The following is a 23897-nucleotide window of genomic DNA, read 5'->3' on the forward strand; positions in this document are numbered from 1 at the left end:
ATCTCAAAGGAACTCTCATGACCATAAAACCACTCGCAGCGGCGTTGGCCTGTACTTTTATCTCAATGGGCAGTGTTGCAGCAACCAATATCGCGCAGTTTATTGACAGCCAAGGTAATGCAAACATCAATACACCTGCTCCGACACCTTATGTGTTTAACCAAGTTGATATTGATTCTGTGAAAATCACTCAGCAAGGCAGCAAGTTTTTTGTTGAAGATGCTGGTATTTATCGAGTGAACTACTCACTGAGCTGGCGTACATCAGGCGTTGGCGCATCCGCGAGACGCCAAATCAAAACGTATATTTTAACCAATGGCACTGATATTTCTGCAACCTCCTATGAATATGCACGAATAGAGAATTACGCTGAAAATGCCACCAACCAAGGTAACTTTTTACTTGAACTCAACGCAGGTGACTACATTGAGCTTATCCACTCAGCTTCATCAGAAAACCTCAATGAGGCACTCTCTAATCCAGGTGAAAGCTGGATTGCATTAGAATTTGTAAGCACCCGTGAGGACAATGGTAAATATCCAAAGTCTTGTTTAGAAATAAAGCAAAATGCACCTGCCAGCAAAAATGGCACGTATACAATAGATCCAGATGGGACAAGCGGTGAAGCGCACTTTGATGTGTACTGTGACATGGCTACGGAAGGTGGCGGCTGGACCTTGATCTCTAAATATTCTGGTATTGGTGGTCAATGTCACTATCCAGACTTTAATGCCTGCAACCTAGAAGGGATGTCACATGCAGGGTTAAGCCAAAGCGCAAAGTTAACTCACAATGCCATTATCGCACTGGTTGATGGACGCAGTGATGCACTCTTCAGAGCAAAAAGCACCTTTGATGACACAGTGATAAAAAGAGTCGACGGCGGTGACCCATTTGCCACTGTCGCGGTTGGTGACAAGTTTGCCTGTCGCGACATTGCTAAATCCAACTGGCACAACTATTCAATTGATGGCTTGGTACAATATCCAACGCGTTTAACAACTTGGACGACAAACCTAACTTATGTGGGTAAGAGTGACCAAGTGACACAGTGTGGTAATGGGATCACTTTTGAAAGTGAGCGTTTCCCTGCACTTCATGCTATTGATGCAGGTGCCACAAGTGCACCGACAGTACAAGGGGCATTTTATATCAAATAAATATCTATGAGGTCAGGCTAAACGCCTGACCAACCCACGGCATTACAAACTAGGTTCGGTTAACAACACAGTAAGATACGATTTGATACAACCACCAGCAGTATCGCTTACCCCACTATTTCCCTTGCATCAGATTCAGTTTATATCCTGTTCATTCACGGGGTATTTTCTGCCCGAGTATCAGAATAAAAACACATCAACATGGGCAAATCACAAGCAAGTTTTGCTCGGCACGCTCGGTTTTACGGTATGCGTGACCCTTATGTCACTGAGCGAAGAAATCCGCACTGAACAATTGGGGTTAAATAGACAAATAGAGGACTGACCGCAATACTTAAGGTGTTATCAAAGTGATATAAGCGACTATGAAGCAAGCTCGGTCATTATTTTTTTTACTCTCTGTCATCGCCAGCCACGCCCTGTATGGTGCCACAGTGGAACACAAGTTGATTGTATCAATGCACCCTCTTGAGCCTTTTGTCTATATTAAACATGGCAACGTCACCTCAGGATTTATCGTTGATATTTACAACCAAATTGCAAGCCGCCTCTCTCATTACCAGCCTGTACAAGTCAGTTCTTTTGCGCGTGGATTAAACATATTAAAACAGCCCCCAAAAAGGGTCATGTCACCTTCAGGTAACGTAACTTTATACCACAGAGCACACCTTATCGTCGCTAAAACCCCTGAACGGCTCCCCGCCTTTAAATGGGTGGGCCCTTTATTATTTGATGGCGCTGTTTTATACAAACGCTCAAACGATAAAAGAGCGTTTAACCAGTTTAGCGATATTCGACGCCATCAAGCAACTTGTGTATCACAGCGTAAAGTTGCGGACACTGAAATATACAAAAAATATCAGATCCCATTTCATGAAACGGACAGCCAACTTGAAGCCATCCAGTTACTACTTCAGCCCAAAAGCCGCTTTGATTGCACCATTATTTCATTGATGAATACCCGAGAAATACTCGCTTCAGCTGGCTATGCTCTCGACGCCTTGACCCCCATGTCTATTCAGTTATCTCCACATGCCGTATATATGGCCTTTTCCGCTGAGACACCGGATGCAATCGTCACAAAATGGCAATCCGCACTTGATGCATTGGACTCACAAGGTCTTCGACTCACCTATATTCAACAATACGTCCCTTTTTACACAGAAGAGCTCGAATTGATGTTACGTGATGCAGTGGATAATCACAGCCAGTAACATGTATTACTCAGTGCTTCGATTGTTTCAAACTGACCTGAAATTAATTACAACTAAAACTATTTAGCTTTCTAAATATATAAAAGTCATGACTATCTCAATACATACCTAACCAAACTAGGAAAAGATATTTACCATACAGCTCAAAAAAGCTGCCTTTTTGCTTGATTTCATAGCAATTTATAACGCAACTTTAATTATCCCCCCCAAAAAGTTACAATACAAAACATTAGAACTCTAACTAAATTGATTCCTGTATATAAAACAGGCATAGAGGGTTATATGCAAACTTATGAGGCAACACCATTATTGCCGAATGACAAGCAACATAAATTGCTTGCAATGGAAATCCAGACTCAACATCTTTGTGATAACTCGATACATCATATAGAGACCACAGCAACTCAAAACCGTAACACCAAAGTGCTGCTGCAAGTTAAAGAGTCTAACTCACTTGCGTTAATGTCGAATGGATATCAAATTGAGGCAACGATCCCCAAATTGTATAGTAATGAGGATGCAATTTTTGCTGCTAAGTATTTAGATAATCAGAGAAAAATAGAGAAAAATAGCGATTTATACGATGAAATCCTTGATCACGTAATCAGTAACACCGATAACTTTGAAACCACAAAGCACAATACCTCAATGGCACGACTAGCAAATCGCTCTGATGCAAGAGGCATTGCCAAGCTCTTCGCAAATGATGATACGCTGTATTCGCACTGGCAAGAAGATGAGCCGAAAATTAAAGCGAGTATGCAAGGCGAACATGAATACGTTGTCATTGACTACTTGGATAACATAGTTGCTGCAGTTAGCATCAAGCATGACGCCAATACAAAAAGCTGCTTTTTGCAAGATTTGTCCGTTGCCTCTTTTGTTCAAAATCAAGGTATGGCGACCACTTTAATTGACTTCGTACTTCACCGGCTACTTCGTAATGAAGTAGAAACAATACACTGCCAATGCATCGCAGATGATTATGCAATGAATAAAGTGTTAGCGCGCCATGAATTTAATTTTGGTGGACGCCTTGCTAACCAAGTTATTGTTCAAGACCAGCTACACTCAGTAAACATGTGGTCTAAGAAGTTATCAAAGGAACGTTGATTCGGTTATCTCAATGACAGATAATTTATTTTTAAACTTAGCCAAGCAAAGTAATTTGTAGTCTAATTAATAGAGTTTCACTATGAAAAAAGACAACACCTCGCTTAATCTCCCCGTTTTTTACAGCGCTTCTGCGATTGTATTGGCGTTGGTGATTTTTGCCGTGATCAGTCCTTCAACCGCCTCATCACTCTTTTCTGTCACTCAATCAGCCATCACTCAAAATGGCAGTTGGTTTTATGTCTTAACCGTCGCCATCATTTTGGGCCTAGTCGTATATTTAAGCATGTCGCGTTTTGGCGAAATTAAATTAGGACCCGATCATTCAGATCCCGATTATAGCTTTTCAACTTGGCTAGCTATGTTATTTGCCGCTGGCATGGGGATAGGTTTGATGTTTTTTGGTGTCGCGGAGCCCGTGATGCATTTTGTCTCACCGCCTTCCGCGGATACAGGCTCAGTTGAAGCCATCAAAGAAGCCATGCGGATCACTTTTTTCCACTGGGGGTTTCACGCATGGGCTATCTACGCCATTGTGGCGATGATTTTGGCTTATTTTAGTTATCGGCATAAACTGCCTCTGACATTGCGCTCAGCGCTTTACCCGATTATTGGCGACAGAATCCATGGCTGGATGGGCCACGCTGTGGATGTTTTTGCCGTTGTCGGTACAGTATTTGGTGTGGCGACCTCGTTAGGACTAGGTGCAGCACAAGTCAACTCAGGGCTAGCGTACTTGTTCTCTTTTGATGTCTCGGTGCAAAATCAAGTCGTCATTATGATCACCATTACAGCACTGGCATCCATCTCTGTTGCCACAGGATTGGACAAAGGCATTAAAATTTTATCGCAGACCAATATGATCCTTGCCGTGGTGCTATTAGCCCTGATTTTCTTTATCGGCCCAAGCGTGTTTTTACTACAAGCGTATGTACAGAATATCGGTGATTATTTATCGGATATTGTGTCTACCACGTTCAACTTATTCGCGTATGAGAAAAAAGATTGGATTGGCGGCTGGACTATTTTTTATTGGGGTTGGTGGCTTGCATGGGCACCTTTTGTTGGCCTGTTCATTGCCCGTATATCAAAAGGCCGTACCATTCGAGAGTTTGTTATTGGCGTTACCTGTATACCGACCGCATTTACTCTACTGTGGATGACTATTTTTGGTAATTCAGCCCTAGCAATGATTTTTGAGCAAGGCATGACAGGGATCTCAGACATGGTCAGCAACAACTCTGCGGTTGCCCTGTTTGTATTTCTAGAAAACTTCCCTCTGTCTGAGTTTTTAATCGGCCTATCTATCATCATGATTGTGGTGTTTTTTGTCACCTCTTGTGATTCAGGTGCCATGGTTATCGACATGCTGTGCTCAAACGGCAGCAATCACACCCCACTTTGGCAGCGCTTGTTTTGGTCTATCGGTGTAGGGGTAGTCGCCGCAGCACTGAGCTTAGCAGGCGGCCTGGATGCGCTACAAACTCTCACCATCGTCAGTGCGCTGCCCTTCTCTGTAGTCCTGCTTGTCGCCTGTTATGGGCTCATTCGTGCACTGCGTATTGACGATGCCAAGCGCAGCACACACACCATGCCGATGACGTTTGACAACCAAGTCAATGATGAGCAAACCTGGCAAGAAAGCCTCGCGCTGCTTATCGCGACGCCAGCTAAAGGCAAGGTCGACAAATTTATCTTAAAAGAGGTTAAGCCTGCACTGAAAAAAATCAGGGATGAGTTTGAAAGCAACCAAGTTGAAGCGGAAGTTAAGGTAAATAACGTCGCTGTTATCCTCACTGTCCATCATGGTGACGAGCACGACTTCATTTATGGTGTGTATAAAAGTGAAGCACTGCAGCCAGATTTTACACAAAGTGATGTCACAGACAGTGATTCATATTTTCGCGCCGAAGTGTACCTCAGTGAAGGCGGCCAGAACTATGACATCATGGGCTGGTCTGAAAGCGCCATCATCAGCGATGTCTTAGCGCAATATCAAAAGCACCTTCACTTTTTAAATGTGCTGCGCGAGTAGCACAGCTACTTTCCCGATTCGGTTTGGTTCATCGGTGCTATCTCCAGCACCGGTGCCGCATCGAGTTCATTTGCATCCATCATGGTGGCGATCCGCTGCATAGACGAGAGCAACAAAGATTGTTCCCATTCCTCTAACTCACAAAAGTTTTGTATAAAATGCTCTTGCAACGGCTGAGGTGCATCTATCAGCAAATGCTTACCTTCAGGAGACAAAAACAAACTCACGCGACGCTTATCTTGCGCACTGCGCACCCGCTCTACTAAACCTCGACTCTCCAAACGATCAAGTATGTTAGTCACTGTCGCGGCACTTAAATTAACATGCTTAGCGATTTGGCTCGCCGTGACGCCTTTTACGCGCGCAATTTCTTGCATGATCAACAGTTGAGGTCCAGTCAGCCCCGATGACTTATTAAGTTGCTTTGAGTGCAAGTCAATCGCGCGGATCACCTTTCGAATTGAGACTAATAGTTCTTCGTACTTTTCCATTTATTAGCGCTACCGAATAATACCAAGGTGGTCAGTATAATCCGATAAAAGACAGTGAACCACCAGAAATCATAGCCTGTATTCACGGTATTAGAAGCACTATGTCAGCAAAGCCTTGTTTCGCAGCAATCGAGAGCGCGTTTGCATCGTGCCAGCACTGAGTTAATAACCGGCCGTAAAGACCTTACCCACATACGATGCTGATTCAGCTTCATCTACAAGCGCAATTGCAAAGTCTTGCCACGAAATATGTGACTTACCTGTATTATCTACCAACAATTCGCCTTCACTCACTCTAAACTGCCCAGTTCGCTCTCCATCACCTATCAGTGCTGACGGGCTTGCATAGCTCCAATTTTGATTACTATGCGCTTTACAATGTTGGTATTGTTCAAAACACGCTTGAGCAATGGCTTTCCAAGCCAGAGGCACCAGCGAAGTATCATCTAACACCAAACCACCGTTCGAGCTAGGCACCGTTAAACAAGCCGCACCACCAACGAGCAATAAACGTGTGTGTGTTTCATGTAGGCCAGTTAGCAATGATTCAGCAATATCGACAAGTTGCTTTTCCTGCCCGGCTGTTGGTCTCGTTGCACTGATCACCAAATCTTGCGCTTTGCTCAAGCGGATCACATCTTGTACATTATTCACATCGCCCACTTGTGCGTGCGCTTGGGCCGGTAGCTGGGACACTTTGCGCAGGTCTCGTGTCACTGCCGTCACTTGATGTCCGCGTGAAATTGCCTCATTTACGACGGCCTGACCGATATTACCTGTTGCGCCAAATACGGTGATACGCATGTACTTCTCCTTTCAATCTATGTGCTTAAGAAACACCTCCACTTTAAAAGTATTTTCAATCGCTGGAATTAACCTAGGTTTATTTCTGTAAAAAATAAAAATGAGAAAGGAATAAACCTAGGTTCATTACAACCTGTCCGTTCACGATTAAGCTGGGCACTCAATGAAAACGAGGAGTAAACACCATGACTGACATGCAAATCGTAGACGACTATTTGGCTGACTTAGCGCTTACTGAGCATCCACTTGACGCAGATTTTTTAGCGCAGCTGCAAAGCCGCCATGTTGCTAAGCATACATTCAACAGTGTATCTGCTGTATTAAAACATCCCATGCCTTTAGAGGTCGACCACCTGTTCACTAAAATCATCCAAAAGCAATTTGGTGGGTATTGTTTCGAACATAACAAGCTGGTTTTTAACGTACTGAACAGTTTGGGCTTTGAAGTGAAGCGACTGCTCGCCAAAGTTGTCTATAACCGAGATATAGAAGTCCCCAGAACCCACAGAGCAACGCTAGTCACGTATAAAGGTACACGGTATTTACTCGATGTTGGCTTTGGGCCGCAAGGTGCCATATACCCTCTTAAACTCGAGTTAAATAAGCCACAGCAACAGGGACACATGACCTATCGTATCAGTCAAAATCAAGCACAAGAGTACTGCTTTGATGTTTTAAAAAATGGGGAATATTTCACACTCTACACTTTTGATCTTAACCACTACAGCGAAGCAGACTGTGAACTCAGTCACTTTTACTCTCACAAGCACCCCAATGCTGCTTTTGTAAATAACTTGGTTGTCAGTAAAAAAACGCTTGATGAAACACATTCTCTGAGAAATGGTGAGTATCACCATATTAAAGCCAACCACACTGACATCACCGAAATTGAGAACATCGAGCAGCTCCATCAGCTACTTACTGGCTTGTTTTCGCTCAATATTGATGAGGCAATCTCCGCCTATTTGTTTAGCAAGTTTGTAAAACCCGCATAATTAAGTTGATCCCTTAATCGAGGTGAAAATTATGAATCACGCGATAGCTCAGCCCATACTCCTGCTTGTATGGGTCGGCTTACTCTCCTCATCGTTTGTGGTGTCTGGCAAAATACTGCCTTACGCAAGTCCAATTGCAGCGACTTGCCTACGCTTTATCCTGACAAGCCTTTGCCTTGCGCCACTTGTTTGGCGCTCCTGCAATATCAAACTAACCGCAAAGCAAATCGGACAATATGCTCTGATCAGTGGGTTTTTAGTGCTGTTTTTTGTCGGCTTATTTGAATCTTTAAAAACTATTACCGCAGAAAAAACGGCGGTCATCTATACCTTACTGCCACTCATTAGTGTGTTTTTGAGTTTTATGTTTATGGGCATTAAAACCCGTGCCAGCCAATTATTCGGTTTTTTGGTTGGTACAGCCAGCGCGGTTTGGATGCTCATACAGGGACAGAGTAACTTACTGATACTAGACGATTGGCAATATGGAGACAGTGTATTTTTAATTGCCTGCTTTTGCCTTGCTATGCATGTCGTGTTGATAAAAAAGTGGGCAACCACACAGTCAGCCCTGATCAGCACATTTTATATTGCACTCCTTGGTAGCCTGCTGCTTTTACCCATTATGCTGTTTTATGATGACCTTGCACGCTTCGCTTGGCAGAATCAGACATTTTGGATATGGATCATCTACTTAACCCTGTTTACCACATTGGGTACCTTCTTCTTACAGCAACACTTATTAAAAAAAGTGAGCCCAAATGCTTTTTTAGCCATGACTTATTTGGTACCCGCATTTGTACTCTTTTTTCAAGGTGATTTATCCCAGATTTTACTTAATATGCCCGCTTTATTAATTGCATTTTTTGCACTTTACTTGATAACGCGAGCACCCTAACATGTTCCGATAAAGTCGTATCATCAAGGAATGTCGTTTGAACATACAACACAAGCTCGCGGATTTTGTCTCTTTTTTCAGTGCCGACGGAAAACCCCTTTGCGCTGAAGATTTTCAAAAATTTGGTCTACAGGGCAAGCTCAAACACTATCCAAAAAACGCTTTACTGATGAGCCAAGGCAGCCCTGCACCTAACTTATTTTTTATCACCCAAGGGGATGTACGCTACTTTAATGTCTCTGCTGAAGGAAAAGAGTTTACCCAAGCCTTTGCCAGCGCGCCTTGTATCGCCGGTTCTACCCGTGCCATGACACAAAATACGCCCGCATTATTTAGCATTGAAGTCTTAGATGATGTGATCTGTTTAGAATTTGAATGGCATACCTTCTTTAATACCATGAAACAACACCCCGGCTTTTTAGAAGCTTACACCCAATTACTGGAAAGTTTATTTATCAAAAAAGAAGAGCGAGAATATGCCTTTGTTCATCATAGTGCAGAGCAAAGATATCTGAATTTTATAGACCGCAACCCGGAGCTCAGTGAACGCGTGCCGCTGAAGATGGTGGCATCGCATATTGGTATTACACCCATTGCGCTGAGTCGTATCCGTAGGAAGTTGGCATTGTAAAAGCCGACATAAAATAGTCACGAAGACTCAAATCATGATTCTCAGTATGAAACTTATTCATTTTTGAATAAATAATTCCCCCCTGATCATTACAATTTGTTTTCACTAAGGTACTCTGAACAACCGCTAAACAAATGGAATGAGGACCATGAGTTATATCTTAACAACACAATGTAGTGATGAAATTGGATTGATCGCCAAAGTAACCAGCTTATGTCACGAACATCAATTAAATATCGTCCGTAACAATGAGTTTGTAGATAGAGAAGGTAAGCGCTTTTTTATGCGAACCGAATTAACCGGTACACCAACCGAGCAATTTATTGCTCAGTTACGGGCTAATTTACCAGGTGATGCGCAGGTAAAATTACACAACCCTAAAAAGGTAAAAGTCGTATTACTCGCCACAAAAGAAGCACATTGTCTGGGCGGTGTGTTACTAAAGCAATTTGAAAATGCGCTTAATATTGAGGTACTGGCCGTGATTGCAAATTATCGCAATTTAGAACCTTTAGCAAACGCGTTTGATGTACCTTTTCATCATATATCTCATGAAGGCTTGAGCCGTGCAGAGCACGATGTACAAGTTGGAGACTTAATTGCCAGTTACAATCCAGACTTAGTTGGCCTCGCAAAATATATGCGTATTTTAAGTCCAGAGTTTGTTGCCCGATTTGAAGGTAAGATCATCAATATTCATCATTCATTTTTGCCCGCATTCATCGGCGCAAAGCCTTACCACCAAGCATTTGAGCGCGGCGTGAAAATCATTGGTGCAACTGCCCACTTCGTCAATAACGAATTAGATGAAGGGCCCATCATTGTGCAAGATGTCACGCAAATTACACATGCAGATAATGCTGAGGCAATGGCCAAAATAGGCAGGGATATTGAAAAAACCGTTTTTTGCAAAGCGCTGCAACTGGCTTCAGAACACAAACTGTTTATTAATGGTAATAAAACCGTGGTATTTAAATAATGCGCGCAAATAAATAAGGTGCAAAAGTAGCTTAAGCTACTTTGCTGCCTCAATGGGTTCTAATTGTAGTTTAGAGGCGATCAATACGGCCTGAGTTCGGTTGTATACACCAAGTTTACGAAATATGGCCGTAATATGGGCTTTTACCGTCGCTTCTGAAATATTCAGTTCGTAGGCAATTTGTTTATTCAATAGCCCTTCGTGTAAATACTGCAACACTTTGTACTGTTGTGGTGTTAGCGAGGCGATTTGCTGTGCAAGTTGGCGATCTTCACCATCAAGGTCTTGTATTTTTTCCTTAATATCAGCAGGAAGCCAATTCTCTCCCTCTAATACTTGCTGCAGCGCACTTACAATGTCTTGTGAGGAAGATGCCTTAGGAATGAACCCCATCGCGCCATAACCCATCACCTTAGAAATCACATTCAAATCTTCGCTACCAGATACCACCACAATGGGCAGTGCGGGGTAATCTTCACGGATCCGAATAAGACCATATAAATCACCATTACCCGGCATGTGCAGATCGAGTAGCAATAAGTCTAAGTCATCATGCTGAGACAACCGCTCTAGTGTTTGCTCAAAGTTTTCTGATTCAATAACTTCAAGACCTTCAAACTGATTTTGCAAAGCCCCTTTCAACGCTTCTCTGAATAAGGGGTGATCATCCGCAATTAAAAACTGATTCATGCATAGCTCCTAAAAAATCGGCTGTCTTTAGTATAAAGACAGCCGATATAGTACGTTTAGAATTCGCTAAATTTCAAGTTTTTAACGCTCAATTAACGGTTTAAACGATTTTCAATTAATTCATCAACCACACTTGGGTCTGCAAGTGTCGACGTATCGCCAAGTTGTTGATACTCGTTGGCCGCTATTTTACGTAAAATACGACGCATAATTTTCCCAGAACGCGTTTTTGGCAGATCTGGTGACCACTGGATCATATCCGGTGAAGCAATTGGGCTCAGCTCTTTACGTACCCAGCTTCTCACTTCTTTGGTCAAATCATCCGTTACAACCACACCTTCATTTGGGGTGACATATACATAAATACCCTGACCTTTAATGTCGTGCGGATAACCAACCACAGCAGCCTCAGCGACAGCTTCATGAGCGACCAGTGCACTTTCAATTTCAGCGGTGCCTAGTCTATGGCCTGATACATTCAACACATCATCTACACGACCTGTGATCCAGTAGTAGCCATCTTCATCACGGCGACAACCGTCTCCAGTGAAATATACATTAGGGTATGCAGAGAAATAAGTTTGCTCGAAACGTTCATGATCGCCATACACAGTGCGCGCTTGAGAAGGCCAACTATCAAGAATAACTAGGTTGCCTTCGGTTGCACCTTCTAGTGTATTGCCTTCTGCGTCAAATAATGCAGGCGCAATACCAAAGAATGGACGTGTCGCCGATCCCGGCTTCATATCTGTCGCACCAGGTAGTGGCGTGATCATGATGCCACCCGTTTCTGTTTGCCACCAAGTATCCACTATAGGGCACGCACTGTTACCAATTTGCTCGTAATACCAAGCCCATGCTTCAGGGTTGATTGGCTCACCTACAGAGCCCATCACTCTTAAACTCGAGCGCTCAGAACTTGCTGTCGGCTCATCGCCTTTTGCCATAAGTGCACGAATGGCTGTCGGTGCAGTATAAAGAATAGTCACCTGATGCTTATCAACAATTTCACCAATACGACCAGAACTTGGGTATGTCGGTACGCCTTCAAAAATCACTTGTGTACAGCCATTCACTAGCGGTCCATATGCCATGTAGCTGTGACCTGTGATCCAACCCACATCAGCAGTACACCAAAAAACATCATCTTCTTTTAAGTCAAACACATACTCATGTGTCATAGATGCATAAACAAGATAACCACCTGTGGTATGAACCACGCCTTTTGGCTGCCCTGTAGAGCCTGACGTATACAAAATGAAGAGTGGATCTTCGGCATTCATTGGCTCAGGCTCACACTGCGCAGGCACATCCGCTACTAGCTCATGCCACCATACATCATGTGCATTCCACTCAACTTCGCCACCAGTTAATTGATGTACAATAACGTGTTCTATCGTCGTCACTGAATCTTGTGAAACCGCTTCATCAACATTGGCTTTCAACGGCACAGCGTTACCACCACGACGCCCTTCATCAGAAGTGATCACGACTTTAGCACCGGAGTTTTGAATACGATCGGCAATTGCAGAAGGCGAGAAACCACCAAATACCACAGAATGAACAGCACCAATACGTGCACATGCTTGCATCGCATAAATGGCTTGCGGTGTCATAGGCATATAAATCGCCACTCTGTCACCCTTTTGAACACCAAGCTTTTTCAAGCCATTTGCTAATTTTGCTACTTCATCATGTAGGGTTTGAAAAGTGATGTGCTCGCTTTGTTCTGGGTTGTCACCTTCCCAAATCATCGCCACTTTATTCGCATTTTTCTCTAAGTGACGGTCAATACAGTTATAAGAGGCATTCAACACACCATCTTCAAACCATTTAATGCTGATATGGCCTTTTTCAAAAGACGTATTTTTTACTTTATTATAAGGTGTGAACCAGTCTAGGCGTTTACCATGCTCTGCCCAAAACCCCTCAGGGTCGTCAATAGACTGCTGATACAGTGCTTGATATTGTTCATTATCTACAAGTGCAGCCTGCTTGATCGTTTCAGGTACCGGATAAATGCTCTGTGACATACTCATCTCCATATTAATTACTTGCCTATTACGGCTTCACTCAAGGATCACTTACAACCAAACGTTTAAGTATTAGACCTTAGTTGTAATTGTTGCTTTAAGTTTATCCAAACCAAGGAAAATTAACTATACATTAACGAGCATTAGCATACTGACTCTCTTCACTTAAAACCAGAGAGCAAATAACAACAGTTACAATCGAAGTGTAATTAATTATTGCCAAAGGAGTTTTCTGGGAAATATACAGTCATTAAACCTTAGTCTCATAGACCAATGGGTAATTGAGTAAATAACATCCTTCATAAACAGTGGATGACGAAATAATTCTCTGCATCGCAACGAATCGGCAGTATTATAGGAACAACCTTATGACAACTAAAACTAATATGAAGAAGAAACTTGCTGCGGTTGCAGTGTCTAGCTTACTTTCTGGCCAAGCTATGGCCGCAACCCTAAGTAATACCGACGTCAATTATGGCGGATATATCAAACTGGATGCTATTTGGAGTGATTTCTCTGATGGCACACTGGGATCTCAGCATATTGGACGAGATTTTTATGTACCAAGTACAACGCCAGTCACACCGAGTACTGGTGAAGACGCCGTTTTTGATATGCATGCGAGGCAATCTCGATTTAACTTCGGCACTGCGACAAAATTAGATGACGGTAGCACCATAAAAACCAAGATTGAATTGGACTTTATCGCGTCAGTAGGTGGTAATGAACGTGTCAGCAATTCATATTCTCCGCGTATTCGACAAGCTTTTGTGACTTATAAAGGCTGGCTATTCGGCCAAGCTTGGTCAAACTTCCAAAACGTCAGCGCATTGCCTGAGACGCTCGATTTTGTCGGCCCCGCAGAAGGCACCGTATTCGTCCGTCAAGCCATGGCCAAGTATACCGTTGGTAACTGGTCATTTTCAGCGGAAAACCCTGAAAGCACCGTTACAACCGCAGGTGGTGTGCGAGAGGTGACGGACGATGCGCAAATGCCAGACTTGACCGCGCGCTATAATTATAAAGCAGACTGGGGACATTTTACCGTTGCAGCACTTGCCAGGCAGCTTACTTATAAAACAGGCGCAGCTGATGAGACTGAAAGCTCCTTTGGTGTTAGCGCCTCAGGTCGTGTGAACTTTGGCAAAAATAACCTCAAGTTTATGCTGACCCATGGCCAAGGTTTAGGTCGTTATGTTGGTTTAAATGTCGCGCATGGTGCGGTTTATGACGGCACTGACTTACACGCAATTGACTCCACATCTGGGTTTATTGCTTATCAGCACTACTGGAATTCACAGTGGCGTTCTACTTTCTTATATTCTTATTTTAGCGCCGATAATGATACCAGCTTACTTAATGTGACTGGCGACCCTACGGATATGACAAGCAGCTACAGTGCCAATATTCTTTACTCACCAGTGAAAAAACTAACTTTTGGTGCTGAATATAAAATAGCAAATAGAGAAGTACAAAGCGGAGCTGAAGGGGATTTAGACAGACTACAGTTTTCAGTTAAATACGTTTTCTAATTTCTCCCTAGAAGACAAAACAAAAAAACCACCATTGGGTGGTTTTTTTATATCTTACTCTGATTTTTGCTCTCGGCCTAACAGCGCCATTGCAGCTTCTTTCACATCTTTGTTCTCATACAGAACTTGATAGATCTGCTCTGTGATCGGCATTTCAATGCCACTGCGTTTTGCCAGTAAAAAAACCTCTTTGGTATTGCGATAGCCCTCAACTACTTGGCCAATACTACTCATCGCATCATCGACATTCTTACCCTGCCCCAATGCCAAGCCAAAGCGTCTATTTCTAGACTGGTTATCGGTGCATGTTAAGATCAAGTCTCCGAGTCCTGCCATACCCATAAAAGTTTCAGTTTTCGCCCCGAGCGCACAGCCTAACCGACATAATTCGGCTAATCCTCGAGTAATTAACATGGTACGCGTATTAGCACCAAAGCCAAATCCATCAGACATACCTGCACCGATGGCAATCACATTTTTGACAGCACCACCGAGTTGGATACCGATAAAATCATCATTACTGTACACTCTAAATGAGCGGCTACAATGCAGTAATCTTGCAAGCTCTTCTCGAAGTGCCTCATCTCTTGCAGAAACAGAAATAGCAGTTGGTAAACCTGCCGCCATTTCTTTTGCAAAAGTGGGTCCTGACAACACCGCCAAAGGTACTGTCTCACCAAGTACTTCCTTGGCTACTTCTTCCAATAACCTGCCGGTATCAGGCTCTAGCCCTTTTGTTGCCCAAGCAATTTGAGCACCACTTTGTAAATGCGGCTGAATTTGCTTTAAGGTGTGTGCAAAAGCATGGCTTGGTACCACAACCAAAATAATTTGGCTTGCTTGCACTGCGTGAGCAAGGTCGGTTTCTAACGTCAAAGACGCGGGGAATTCAATATCAGGAAGATAGCGTTGGTTTTGACGATCAGCAGCTAACTGTTCAATATCAGCTTTCGTACGTCCCCATAAAGTAACTCGGTGACCGTTTCGAGCAAAACAAATAGCAAGGGCGGTGCCATAAGACCCCGCCCCCAATACGGTCACAGCTGACTGTGATGTATTCATAGATTATGCGTCTGCTGTTTGCTCTTGTGCTGCACGTTGCTGCATGTACTGCGCAAATAGAGCATCAAAGTTTACAGGTGCTAAGTTAAGTTGTGGGAAAGTACCACGGTTAACTAGGCTTGCAACTGCTTCACGAGCATATGGGAAAAGAATGTTAGGGCAGAAAGCACCTAGCATGTGTGCAAGTTGTAGCTCTTCTAATTCACCTACTGAGAAAATACCCGCTTGCTGAATTTCACAAAGGAACGCAGTTTCTTCACCGATAGTCGCAGTTACTGTTAATGCAAGAACAACCTCAAACACACCCTCGTCTAGCTTAGCTGAACGCGTGTCCATATCTAGCTTAACTTCAGGCGCCCATTCTTTTTGGAAAATTGCAGGAGAGTTTGGCGTCTCAAAAGATACATCTTTAGTGTAGATACGCTGGATGTTGAATTGTGGGCCTTCTTGTTGTTCTGCTGCCACGTTTTGATTTTGTTCAGTCATTATTATTCCTATAAATTTTTGTTAAACAGTACTTAAGTTAATGTACTAAAGTACTGGAAATCTTTAATTTCGCTCGACTAACCCAATAGTTGAGTTAGTTTGCCTTGAGCTTCAAGCGCCATCATATCATCACAGCCACCAATGTGCTGCCCATTGATAAAAATTTGTGGCACTGTATGTCCGCCATTTGCTTTTTCGATCATCTCATCGCGAAGTTCAGGCTGTACAGCAATATCATATTCTGTATATGTGACGCCTTTGCTATCAAGCAGTGCTTTCGCACGATGACAAAAAGGACAATAATCTTTGGTATAGATGATTACGTCGTTACTCATTTATTGCTCCAATTATTTACCCGTTGTCGTTGGTAGGCCTGCACTTTGCCATGAGCTCATGCCGCCAGAGAGTACGTGAATTTTCTCGTAACCTTGTTGGTGCATTCTTTCAGCAATGTTATTCGCAGTCATACCTGTATTACACACAAGTATAATGGGCTTTGTTTTGTACTTTTCAAGTCCACCAAAGTCATTTTGTTTTGCTTTGTCGACATTCATCATCTCAGCACCGGCAATTCGACTCGCTGTGAAGTCTTTTTTACCGCGCATATCTAAAACTTGAGCGTCTTCACGATTAATCAACAGCGTTAATTGTTGTGGATTAACCTGACGAATTGCTGAAAAACGGCTTTTGTACCAGCTATGCACTAGCATGATTGCTAGGACGACCCAGACAATACTTAATACAGGGTGATTGGTGAAAAAAGTTATATATTGTTCCATGAACCTTGCCACTTAAATTAGCAGATAAAACTTACAGTGCAGCGAGTATACGTTTTTACGTCTCTTGGTACAAACCTATTGTCTTCGCTCAACAGCATCATAAGTGGACTGCGCTTGTTTTAAGCAAGTAACCTGCTGAAGTTTGCACTCTATTGAGCTGAGCGCTTTATATCAAAGGTGTTACCATTAGATTAATCAATCTTGAACATAAATCACCAGCATAGGGCTGAATTTTCGTGCTAAACAGGGTATTCTATGCGCCATCTATCGTGCATTTTTCAGGAGCCCAAATGACTACGAAGAAAAAACCACTGGTACTTATCATTTTAGATGGCTGGGGATACAGAGAAGAAACACAAAGCAACGCTATCCTAGCAGCTAACACACCTGTACTTGATGAGCTTTGGCAATCACAACCAACGACGCTAATTTCAGGGTCAGGTCTAGATGTCGGTTTGCCTGACGGCCAAATGGGTAACTCTGAAGTAGGTCATGTAAATTTGGGAGCCGGTCGCATTGTATACCAAGATTTCACTCGCATTACTAAAGCGATTGATGACGGTGAATTTGCCCATAATCCGACTCTGGTAACAAGTATTGATAACGCCGTCGAACAAGGCAAAGCAGTCCACTTGATGGGCTTACTTAGCCCAGGTGGCGTGCATAGTCATGAAGATCACATTGTGGCCAGCATAGAACTTGCCGCACAGCGCGGTGCAAAAGACATTTACTTCCATGCTTTTCTAGACGGACGTGATACACCACCTCGCAGTGCTCAAGCCTCAATTGAGCGTGTTCAATCACTATTTAAAACACTGGGTACAGGCCGATTAGCCAGCATTGTTGGTCGCTATTATGCAATGGACCGTGATAATCGCTGGGAACGTGTTGAGCAAGCTTACAACCTCATGGTTTGCGGTGAAGCCAAGTTTGATTTTACCGATGGTGTAGCAGCGCTAGAAGCGGCATATCAGCGCGATGAAAATGATGAGTTTGTCCAAGCGACGACCATCACACCTGAAGGTCAACACGCTGCACAAATCAACGATGGTGATGCTGTGCTATTTTTAAACTTCAGAGCAGACCGCGCCAGACAAATGACCCGTGCATTTGTGGATACAGACTTTACTGGTTTTGAGAAGAAAAAAGCCCCCGTACTTAGCAGTTTTGTAATGATGACGGAATACGCAGCAGACATCGATACACCTGTCGCGTTTGCCCCTGAAAAGTTAAATAATGTGCTGGGCGAATGGCTTGCCAAACATAACAAAACACAGCTTCGTATTTCAGAAACAGAAAAGTACGCGCACGTTACGTTCTTTTTCAGTGGCGGCCGCGAAGACTTATTTGAAGGTGAAAAGCGCGAGCTCATTCCGTCACCTCAAGTCGCCACATATGACTTACAGCCTGAAATGAACTCTGAAATGCTGACCGATAAACTTATCGAAGCAATTAAAGGCGGTGAGTATGATGCCATTATCTGTAACTATCCAAATGGTGACATGGTAGGCCACTCTGGCGTATTTGACGCCGCAGTTAAAGCTTGTGAAGCCGTTGACAATTGCATCGGTCGTGTCGTCGCGGCATTGAAAGAACATGGTGGTGAAGCCCTGATCACAGCTGACCATGGTAATGCTGAACAAATGCAAGATCCCAGCACTGGTCAAGCACATACCGCGCATACGAGCGAGCCTGTACCATTTATTTACGTAGGTCGTGATGCAGAGCCACAAACCAATAAAACGCTTAGCGATGTCGCGCCAACTATGCTGCATTTGATGGGCTTAGAGCAACCAGCTGAAATGACTGGTTCGCCAATTATGCGTTTAAAATAAATATGGTAAGGGGCATACTTACCCGCTTAGTGTGTGTGATTTCATTGTTCTCGGCTTTTGCCGAGGCCAATGAATCGCAAACCAAAGCAGATCTCGTCGCCGTTCAGGCCGAATTAAAAAAAAGCCAAGCTGCATATCAAAAACAAAAAGCATCATTTAGTGCATTGAAGCAGCGCTTGCAGTCTTTTGAGCTCGAAATTGCCCGCAGTGCTAAGGCTTTGACACTCACTCAGCAGGGAATAAGTGAAAATAAACAGCAGCAGTATGCATTGGAGCAAGAAAGAACTCAGCTCAATCGCCGTAAGCAAAGGTTGCAAAAATTATTGGCTGCACAACTAAAAAGTGCTTATGTCACAGGTAGCCATGACTACTCTAAGATGCTGCTAAATCAACAAAAAACCGCTGCGCTAGAACGTACAATTAGTTACTATGACTATTTCAACAAAGCGCGGATCGCACAACTCGAAGAGCTTAAGTTAGTCTTTGTTGAACTTGAGAAAAACCAGCAAGCGCTGACTAAAACTCAGCAACAGTTAATTGCACTACTTGAGCAACAGCAGATCCGACAAAACGACTTACAACTTGCTCAAAAGCAGCGCCAAGCGCATTTGAATAAGCTCAACGATAAACTATCTGAAACTCAATCTGCCATCGCCTATTTAGAAGAAAATGAGACCACGTTAAAGACCACATTAGAGTCTTTGGCTGAAGTACAGGCTTCCTCTGAAAAAGTGTTTATTGCTCAGCTTGACGGTTTACAGCGGCTTAAAGGCAAGTTGGCATGGCCGCTCAAAGGAAAAATAAGCAAACGTTTTGGCCAACGTAAACATGCTGGAATGAGCTGGAAAGGCGTCATCATAAAAGGCCAAACAGGCACTGAAGTAAGCAGTGTTGCCCCCGGTCATGTTGTATATGCTGACTGGCTCAACGGCTTTGGCTGGGTCATCGTACTGGATCATGGAAAGGGATTTATGAGCTTATATGGACACGCACAAACCTTACTTAAAGACGTGGGGGACCATGTCAACCCCGGTGATGCAATCGCATTAGTGGGACAAAGCGGCGGACAACAAAATCCTGGGCTATACTTCGAAATACGGCATAAAGGAAGCGCTGTGAATCCAGTTAAATGGTGCAGATCAAGTTAAATGAATAACCTATGCTGCCCCGTCACTAGGAGCAGCATATGAAATATTGTGTCTCTATTTCCCCGCCCGACAACCTAAAACGCGCGCTGACCTTTCTATGCGTGTTAATAATTGCGTTATTGTTTTCCAGCGTTCAGGCTAAGCAAATTAGCCACGCACATATGGAAGAAATTCTTTACCATATTCAAACCTATTATGTCGAAGAAGTACCAACTTCACACATTAGACAACATAACTTCAATGAACTCTTTGAACAGTTAGACCCGTACTCAAAATATTTAAATGAGCATGAGTTAGAAACTTTATTCAGCGCGACAAATGGCCGATATACTGGTATTGGCATTGAAGTTGAGGAAATCGAAAACCGCATCGTCATTGTAGATACACTCCCAGGCTCCCCAGCTGAGCAAGCTGGCATTGAAGGAGGTGACAAACTTGTCGCCGTCAACACCCACGATGTCACCAATAAAAGCATCTCCGAAGTGTCTAAATTACTGCGCGAGGCAAAATTATCTATAATTCATATTACTGTGGAGCGTGAAGAGACCAATGTAACGCTGGCACTCAGACGTCAAGAAATTACCCTTGAAAGCGTCACAAGTAAATTACTCAAAGGGGACATCGGGTATATTTCTATCTCATCCTTTAATAACCACAGTTATCATGACGTCGCCAGACATATTAATATGCTGTTTGCGCACACAGGACTGTCTCTCAACGGTTTAGTGATCGATCTGAGAGATAATCCAGGCGGCACGCTTAATAGCGCAGTGGCCATTTCAGATTTATTTTTACAAAGTGGAGTCATCGTGACCACAAAAGGGCGATTTTTTGATGCCAACCAAAAGTTTTACGCGGTGCAAGGTGATATATTAAATGGCGCGCCAATATTAGTCTTGATCAATAAGCAATCGGCATCTGCCGCCGAAATTCTAGCTGGTGCATTACAAGACAATAAACGCGCCCTGATCTTAGGACAAGGATCATTTGGAAAGGGCTCAGTACAGTCTTTGATCCCAATAGGAAATGGGACCAGCGCGCTAAAATTGACGACGGCACGTTACTATACTCCATCAGGACAATCCATCGAGGGGACAGGCATACAGCCAGACATTGAATATAGTAAAAACACGCTCACAAGCCTCAATAAGACAGCTATAATGAGCAATGATAAAGTCAATAAAGACTTATATACTCGGCTTGAAAAACACTGGCACGCGGCACGTCAATTAGTTGTAAAACAACAACCTACAGTAAATTAAAAAATATTAAAGACGCTTTTAACCGTATAAAAAACATGCTAACTTAGTTGGTAAAAGCGTCGACCATAACTGTGTCGTCCCAAATATAATACTAAACTGTGATTTAACTTGTGCGCTTAAAACAATTTGCTTTGTCACTCATATTGATGATGACTTTTGCTTGTGATGCCAAGCAAATTGCCATTGTCATTGACGATATTGGAAACCACCAAAGAGACCTGGAGTTACTTAACTTACCGGGCGAAATTACGTATGCGCTACTCCCCCACACTCCCTTTTCGCAGCATTTCGCATATCAAGCCGCTTTAAAAAATAAAGAGCTTATATTACATATCCCTATGCAGTCATTGGATAACAAAGCTTTAGGGCCTGGCGGCTTAACGCTCGACATGAAAAAATGGCAGCTACAGAAGACGCTTGGCCATGCCCTGTCTAGCCTCCCCCATGTAAAAGGGGTCAATAATCATATGGGCTCCGCACTCACGCAATACGATGAACCGATGAAGTGGACAATGGAAGTACTTAAAAAGCGCTCGCTATACTTTTTAGACAGCCGTACCACGCCTTATAGCCAAGCACAGACAATCGCCAACCTCTATGGTGTAAACAATATTGCAAGGCATGTTTTTTTAGATAATGAACTTGAAAATGCGAAATTAGAAATACAGTTAGAGCAGCTCAAAACCATTGCTACTGAGCAAGGCTATGCCATAGGTATTGCTCATCCATATCCACAAACCCAGCAATTCTTAACGCATGCCTTGCGTGAGTTACAAGACCAAGGGTTTGAACTCGTGCCACTCTCAACACTCGTTGAGAGTAAGTATATTCGCCTAGCCGCATTGCAAAAACCGACACTGCACACTCGCTAGCCACAGTAATTGACAGCGACTTTATTGATCTGGACGCAGGAAAACTGCGCCATTATCAGTTATACATACTAATAAGCTTCACTGATAGGACAAAACCATGCTGCATACTGTTGAACAGCTCATGACCCCAGATCCACTGGCTGTTAAATCATCACACACTTTGCACGATGCCCACAACTTGATGCGAGAAAAAAACATTCGACATATTCCCGTCATTGACGACGATGGCCATTTAGTTGGCATGTTAACGCAGAAAATTATGATTGCTAAAGTCATGAATATTTTATCAACTTATGGCAACTTGGCATTAGAGCGAAAGGAAAAACAGGAAAAGGTCAGTGAGGTCATGGCGGAGGATTTCGCCAGTGTCACCCCACAACAAAATCTCCATGAAGTGGTGAGTTATTTTGTTGAAAATCGCCATGGCTGCATGCCCGTAGTCGACGATCATAATAAGCTGTTAGGTATTTTAACATCATCAGATTTTGTGCGTCTCGCAGCTGCACTGCTTTCATAGCGCTCAATCTAACAAAAAAGCCTCTGTATTAGAGGCTTTTTGAACTGCAATTATGCTTTGGCAATCAACGTGCGAGCCACTGTTCGCATACCCATCGTTGTTGCGCCAGACGCCCACTGAGCACCAGCATTGTTTTGGAAGCTTGCCGCAAGGTCAATATGCACCCAACCTTGCCCTTCGTTAGGTACAAAGCGAGATAAGAAACCAGCCGCATTAGAAGCACCGCCATAGCCACCGCCTTTTTGCGCACGGCTATTGGCTGTATCCGCATATGCCGAAGGACAGTTATTTTGGTGCCACTTTTCAAGTGGGAGTGGCCATGCGGCTTCGAACTCTTCACTGGCAAATTGCTGTACTTCACTTACCAGCTCTTTGTCTAGGCCAAACAGCGCATTGTACTCTTGACCAACAGCCATCAACGCAGCACCGGTGAGTGTTGCCGCATCAATGATCAATGGCGCACCCGTTTCGCCTGCTGCCATTAAACCGTCAGCAAGTACTAAACGACCTTCTGCATCTGTGTTAACAATCTCAACCGTAGTGCCATTTTTATAAGTTAAGATATCACCTAGCTTATACGCATGACCTGAGATTAAGTTTTCTGCACAACATAAGAACAACTTGATACGCTTATCGATACCACGCTCTATTGCCAACGCAAGACCTGCTGTCACCGTTGCAGCGCCGCCCATGTCACACTTCATCGTCAACATGCCTTCGCTCGGCTTGATTGAGTAACCGCCTGAGTCAAAAGTAATACCTTTACCGACAAGCGCCGCGCTCACAGGGGCATCTTCATCACCCGTTGGGTTGAAGTCTAATTCAAGTAGCACTGGCGCGCGCTCGCTACCACGACCAACTTCATGAATACCAATCCACTGATGCTCTAACAATGCATCGCCTTTGATAATTTGATAGCTGACATGCTCTGGTGCCAAAGACTGGATAAATTCAGCGGCTTTACCAGCAAGGCTCTCTGGGTAAATATCTTCTGCAGTGCCATTGATCATTTGGCGCATCCAAGTCGCCGCTTGCTTTAGTGCTTGTAATTCTTTTAAATCTGACTGTGCATTTTCAGCAAATGTAACCGGGTCAAGCTGCTTTGGGCTCACAAAGCCCTGATAAAATGCCCACTGAGACTCAGTGCACCATGCCTCACCACTTAACGCTACCGCAGGGATCCCTTGTTGTGCTAGGCTACGAGCCGCTTTTTGAATATGCTTTAGTGTTTCTTGCTCAGCTAAATGAATAATTGCACCCTGCTCGTCAAATGACAGCGATGCATTATTGCCCCAATGTGTTGCAGGCGCTTGTTCACTTAAGCGAACAATAAATTTATCAGACATATAGATTTTCACTCT

Annotated in this window: 23 protein-coding genes; 14 read left to right on the plus strand and 9 right to left on the minus strand. The window is 43.5% G+C overall.

The genetic code is table 11. The features are described from left to right. Positions 1-17 precede the first annotated feature (17 nt). The 4 genes from JF50_RS24435 (at position 18) to JF50_RS24450 (ending at position 5522) form a co-directional block, all read left to right on the plus strand. A complete protein-coding gene (locus JF50_RS24435) occupies positions 18-1160 on the plus strand; it encodes a fibrinogen-like YCDxxxxGGGW domain-containing protein (RefSeq protein ID WP_039611872.1) in 1143 nt (380 codons plus the stop codon). A 365-nt stretch (positions 1161-1525) separates the two neighbouring features. Then, complete coding sequence (locus tag JF50_RS24440; protein ID WP_039611873.1) at positions 1526-2374, plus strand: transporter substrate-binding domain-containing protein; 849 nt, start codon at positions 1526-1528, stop codon at positions 2372-2374. Positions 2375-2656: 282 nt separating this feature from the next. Then, complete coding sequence (locus JF50_RS24445) at positions 2657-3487, plus strand: GNAT family N-acetyltransferase (protein ID WP_039611874.1); 831 nt, start codon at positions 2657-2659, stop codon at positions 3485-3487. Positions 3488-3569: 82 nt separating this feature from the next. Next, a complete protein-coding gene (locus tag JF50_RS24450; protein ID WP_039611875.1) occupies positions 3570-5522 on the plus strand; it encodes a BCCT family transporter in 1953 nt (650 codons plus the stop codon). A gap of 5 nt (positions 5523-5527) precedes the next feature. On the opposite strand, the gene JF50_RS24455 is transcribed toward JF50_RS24450, so the two are convergent. Further along, positions 5528-6013, minus strand: a complete 486-nt coding sequence (locus JF50_RS24455; protein ID WP_039611876.1) for a MarR family winged helix-turn-helix transcriptional regulator — start codon at positions 6011-6013, stop codon at positions 5528-5530. Positions 6014-6175: 162 nt separating this feature from the next. Further along, entirely contained in the window at positions 6176-6817 is a 642-nt protein-coding gene (locus tag JF50_RS24460; RefSeq protein ID WP_039611877.1) for an NAD(P)-dependent oxidoreductase, read from the minus strand. Between the two features lie 185 nt (positions 6818-7002). On the opposite strand from JF50_RS24460, the gene JF50_RS24465 reads away from it, so the two are divergent. The 4 genes from JF50_RS24465 (at position 7003) to purU (ending at position 10320) form a co-directional block, all read left to right on the plus strand. After that, positions 7003-7812: an arylamine N-acetyltransferase family protein gene (locus JF50_RS24465; protein WP_039611878.1), complete on the plus strand. Its 810-nt coding sequence runs from the start codon at positions 7003-7005 to the stop codon at positions 7810-7812. A 31-nt stretch (positions 7813-7843) separates the two neighbouring features. Next, positions 7844-8710, plus strand: a complete 867-nt coding sequence (locus JF50_RS24470; protein WP_039611879.1) for a DMT family transporter — start codon at positions 7844-7846, stop codon at positions 8708-8710. 37 nt (positions 8711-8747) lie between these two features. Continuing rightward, the gene (locus JF50_RS24475; RefSeq protein ID WP_235423511.1) at positions 8748-9341 is read left to right on the plus strand and encodes a Crp/Fnr family transcriptional regulator; all 594 of its coding nucleotides are present in this window, start codon (positions 8748-8750) and stop codon (positions 9339-9341) included. Between the two features lie 148 nt (positions 9342-9489). Then, the gene (purU, locus tag JF50_RS24480; protein ID WP_039611880.1) at positions 9490-10320 is read left to right on the plus strand and encodes a formyltetrahydrofolate deformylase; all 831 of its coding nucleotides are present in this window, start codon (positions 9490-9492) and stop codon (positions 10318-10320) included. 36 nt (positions 10321-10356) lie between these two features. On the opposite strand, the gene JF50_RS24485 is transcribed toward purU, so the two are convergent. Beyond that, on the minus strand, positions 10357-11010 hold the full coding sequence (locus tag JF50_RS24485; protein ID WP_039611881.1) for a response regulator transcription factor: 654 nt from the start codon (positions 11008-11010) through the stop codon (positions 10357-10359). Between the two features lie 92 nt (positions 11011-11102). Then, complete coding sequence (acs, locus tag JF50_RS24490; protein ID WP_039611882.1) at positions 11103-13043, minus strand: acetate--CoA ligase; 1941 nt, start codon at positions 13041-13043, stop codon at positions 11103-11105. Positions 13044-13411: 368 nt separating this feature from the next. Between acs and JF50_RS24495 the strand changes: the two genes are divergently transcribed. Beyond that, on the plus strand, positions 13412-14575 hold the full coding sequence (locus JF50_RS24495) for a DcaP family trimeric outer membrane transporter (protein WP_039611883.1): 1164 nt from the start codon (positions 13412-13414) through the stop codon (positions 14573-14575). A gap of 54 nt (positions 14576-14629) precedes the next feature. On the opposite strand, the gene gpsA is transcribed toward JF50_RS24495, so the two are convergent. The 4 genes from gpsA to JF50_RS24515 form a co-directional block, all read right to left on the minus strand. Next, positions 14630-15637 (minus strand): NAD(P)H-dependent glycerol-3-phosphate dehydrogenase, encoded by a 1008-nt coding sequence (gpsA, locus tag JF50_RS24500; protein WP_039611884.1) that lies wholly within the window; start codon positions 15635-15637, stop codon positions 14630-14632. 3 nt (positions 15638-15640) lie between these two features. Next, positions 15641-16123, minus strand: coding sequence for a protein-export chaperone SecB (secB, locus tag JF50_RS24505; protein ID WP_039611885.1), 483 nt, complete (start codon positions 16121-16123; stop codon positions 15641-15643). 77 nt (positions 16124-16200) lie between these two features. Continuing rightward, the gene (gene grxC / locus JF50_RS24510) at positions 16201-16458 is read right to left on the minus strand and encodes a glutaredoxin 3 (protein ID WP_039611886.1); all 258 of its coding nucleotides are present in this window, start codon (positions 16456-16458) and stop codon (positions 16201-16203) included. Positions 16459-16470: 12 nt separating this feature from the next. Then, positions 16471-16902: a rhodanese-like domain-containing protein gene (locus JF50_RS24515; RefSeq protein WP_039611887.1), complete on the minus strand. Its 432-nt coding sequence runs from the start codon at positions 16900-16902 to the stop codon at positions 16471-16473. Positions 16903-17192: 290 nt separating this feature from the next. Between JF50_RS24515 and gpmM the strand changes: the two genes are divergently transcribed. The 5 genes from gpmM to JF50_RS24540 all read left to right on the plus strand — a co-directional run bounded on the left by gpmM (position 17193) and on the right by JF50_RS24540 (position 22536). Beyond that, complete coding sequence (gpmM, locus tag JF50_RS24520) at positions 17193-18737, plus strand: 2,3-bisphosphoglycerate-independent phosphoglycerate mutase (protein WP_039611888.1); 1545 nt, start codon at positions 17193-17195, stop codon at positions 18735-18737. A gap of 2 nt (positions 18738-18739) precedes the next feature. Beyond that, on the plus strand, positions 18740-19885 hold the full coding sequence (locus JF50_RS24525; RefSeq protein WP_052262749.1) for a murein hydrolase activator EnvC family protein: 1146 nt from the start codon (positions 18740-18742) through the stop codon (positions 19883-19885). A 38-nt stretch (positions 19886-19923) separates the two neighbouring features. Then, positions 19924-21147 carry a S41 family peptidase gene (locus tag JF50_RS24530; RefSeq protein ID WP_052262750.1) on the plus strand — a complete coding sequence of 408 codons (1224 nt, stop codon included), beginning with the start codon at positions 19924-19926 and terminating at the stop codon, positions 21145-21147. A 146-nt stretch (positions 21148-21293) separates the two neighbouring features. Further along, entirely contained in the window at positions 21294-22019 is a 726-nt protein-coding gene (locus tag JF50_RS24535; RefSeq protein ID WP_039612197.1) for a divergent polysaccharide deacetylase family protein, read from the plus strand. A 97-nt stretch (positions 22020-22116) separates the two neighbouring features. Further along, on the plus strand, positions 22117-22536 hold the full coding sequence (locus JF50_RS24540; protein ID WP_039611889.1) for an HPP family protein: 420 nt from the start codon (positions 22117-22119) through the stop codon (positions 22534-22536). A 50-nt stretch (positions 22537-22586) separates the two neighbouring features. Here JF50_RS24540 and pepB read toward each other — a convergent pair whose 3' ends face one another. Continuing rightward, a complete protein-coding gene (gene pepB, locus JF50_RS24545; protein WP_039611890.1) occupies positions 22587-23882 on the minus strand; it encodes an aminopeptidase PepB in 1296 nt (431 codons plus the stop codon). Between the last annotated feature and the right edge of the window lie 15 nt (positions 23883-23897).

This window comes from Pseudoalteromonas luteoviolacea (genome assembly GCF_000814765.1).
Classification (GTDB): Bacteria; Pseudomonadota; Gammaproteobacteria; order Enterobacterales; family Alteromonadaceae; genus Pseudoalteromonas; species Pseudoalteromonas luteoviolacea_H.

Excerpts from the sequence above, each read along its gene's own strand:
- JF50_RS24435 (WP_039611872.1), top strand. The coding sequence starts at position 18 with ATGACCATAAAACCACTCGCAGCGGCGTTGGCCTGTACTTTTATCTCA.
- JF50_RS24440 (WP_039611873.1), top strand. The coding sequence starts at position 1,526 with ATGAAGCAAGCTCGGTCATTATTTTTTTTACTCTCTGTCATCGCCAGC.
- JF50_RS24445 (WP_039611874.1), top strand. The coding sequence starts at position 2,657 with ATGCAAACTTATGAGGCAACACCATTATTGCCGAATGACAAGCAACAT.
- JF50_RS24450 (WP_039611875.1), top strand. The coding sequence starts at position 3,570 with ATGAAAAAAGACAACACCTCGCTTAATCTCCCCGTTTTTTACAGCGCT.
- JF50_RS24455 (WP_039611876.1), bottom strand. The coding sequence starts at position 6,013 with ATGGAAAAGTACGAAGAACTATTAGTCTCAATTCGAAAGGTGATCCGC.
- JF50_RS24460 (WP_039611877.1), bottom strand. The coding sequence starts at position 6,817 with ATGCGTATCACCGTATTTGGCGCAACAGGTAATATCGGTCAGGCCGTC.
- JF50_RS24465 (WP_039611878.1), top strand. The coding sequence starts at position 7,003 with ATGACTGACATGCAAATCGTAGACGACTATTTGGCTGACTTAGCGCTT.
- JF50_RS24470 (WP_039611879.1), top strand. The coding sequence starts at position 7,844 with ATGAATCACGCGATAGCTCAGCCCATACTCCTGCTTGTATGGGTCGGC.
- purU (WP_039611880.1), top strand. The coding sequence starts at position 9,490 with ATGAGTTATATCTTAACAACACAATGTAGTGATGAAATTGGATTGATC.
- JF50_RS24485 (WP_039611881.1), bottom strand. The coding sequence starts at position 11,010 with ATGAATCAGTTTTTAATTGCGGATGATCACCCCTTATTCAGAGAAGCG.
- acs (WP_039611882.1), bottom strand. The coding sequence starts at position 13,043 with ATGTCACAGAGCATTTATCCGGTACCTGAAACGATCAAGCAGGCTGCA.
- JF50_RS24495 (WP_039611883.1), top strand. The coding sequence starts at position 13,412 with ATGACAACTAAAACTAATATGAAGAAGAAACTTGCTGCGGTTGCAGTG.
- gpsA (WP_039611884.1), bottom strand. The coding sequence starts at position 15,637 with ATGAATACATCACAGTCAGCTGTGACCGTATTGGGGGCGGGGTCTTAT.
- secB (WP_039611885.1), bottom strand. The coding sequence starts at position 16,123 with ATGACTGAACAAAATCAAAACGTGGCAGCAGAACAACAAGAAGGCCCA.
- grxC (WP_039611886.1), bottom strand. The coding sequence starts at position 16,458 with ATGAGTAACGACGTAATCATCTATACCAAAGATTATTGTCCTTTTTGT.
- JF50_RS24515 (WP_039611887.1), bottom strand. The coding sequence starts at position 16,902 with ATGGAACAATATATAACTTTTTTCACCAATCACCCTGTATTAAGTATT.
- gpmM (WP_039611888.1), top strand. The coding sequence starts at position 17,193 with ATGACTACGAAGAAAAAACCACTGGTACTTATCATTTTAGATGGCTGG.
- JF50_RS24525 (WP_052262749.1), top strand. The coding sequence starts at position 18,740 with ATGGTAAGGGGCATACTTACCCGCTTAGTGTGTGTGATTTCATTGTTC.
- JF50_RS24530 (WP_052262750.1), top strand. The coding sequence starts at position 19,924 with ATGAAATATTGTGTCTCTATTTCCCCGCCCGACAACCTAAAACGCGCG.
- JF50_RS24535 (WP_039612197.1), top strand. The coding sequence starts at position 21,294 with ATGATGACTTTTGCTTGTGATGCCAAGCAAATTGCCATTGTCATTGAC.
- JF50_RS24540 (WP_039611889.1), top strand. The coding sequence starts at position 22,117 with ATGCTGCATACTGTTGAACAGCTCATGACCCCAGATCCACTGGCTGTT.
- pepB (WP_039611890.1), bottom strand. The coding sequence starts at position 23,882 with ATGTCTGATAAATTTATTGTTCGCTTAAGTGAACAAGCGCCTGCAACA.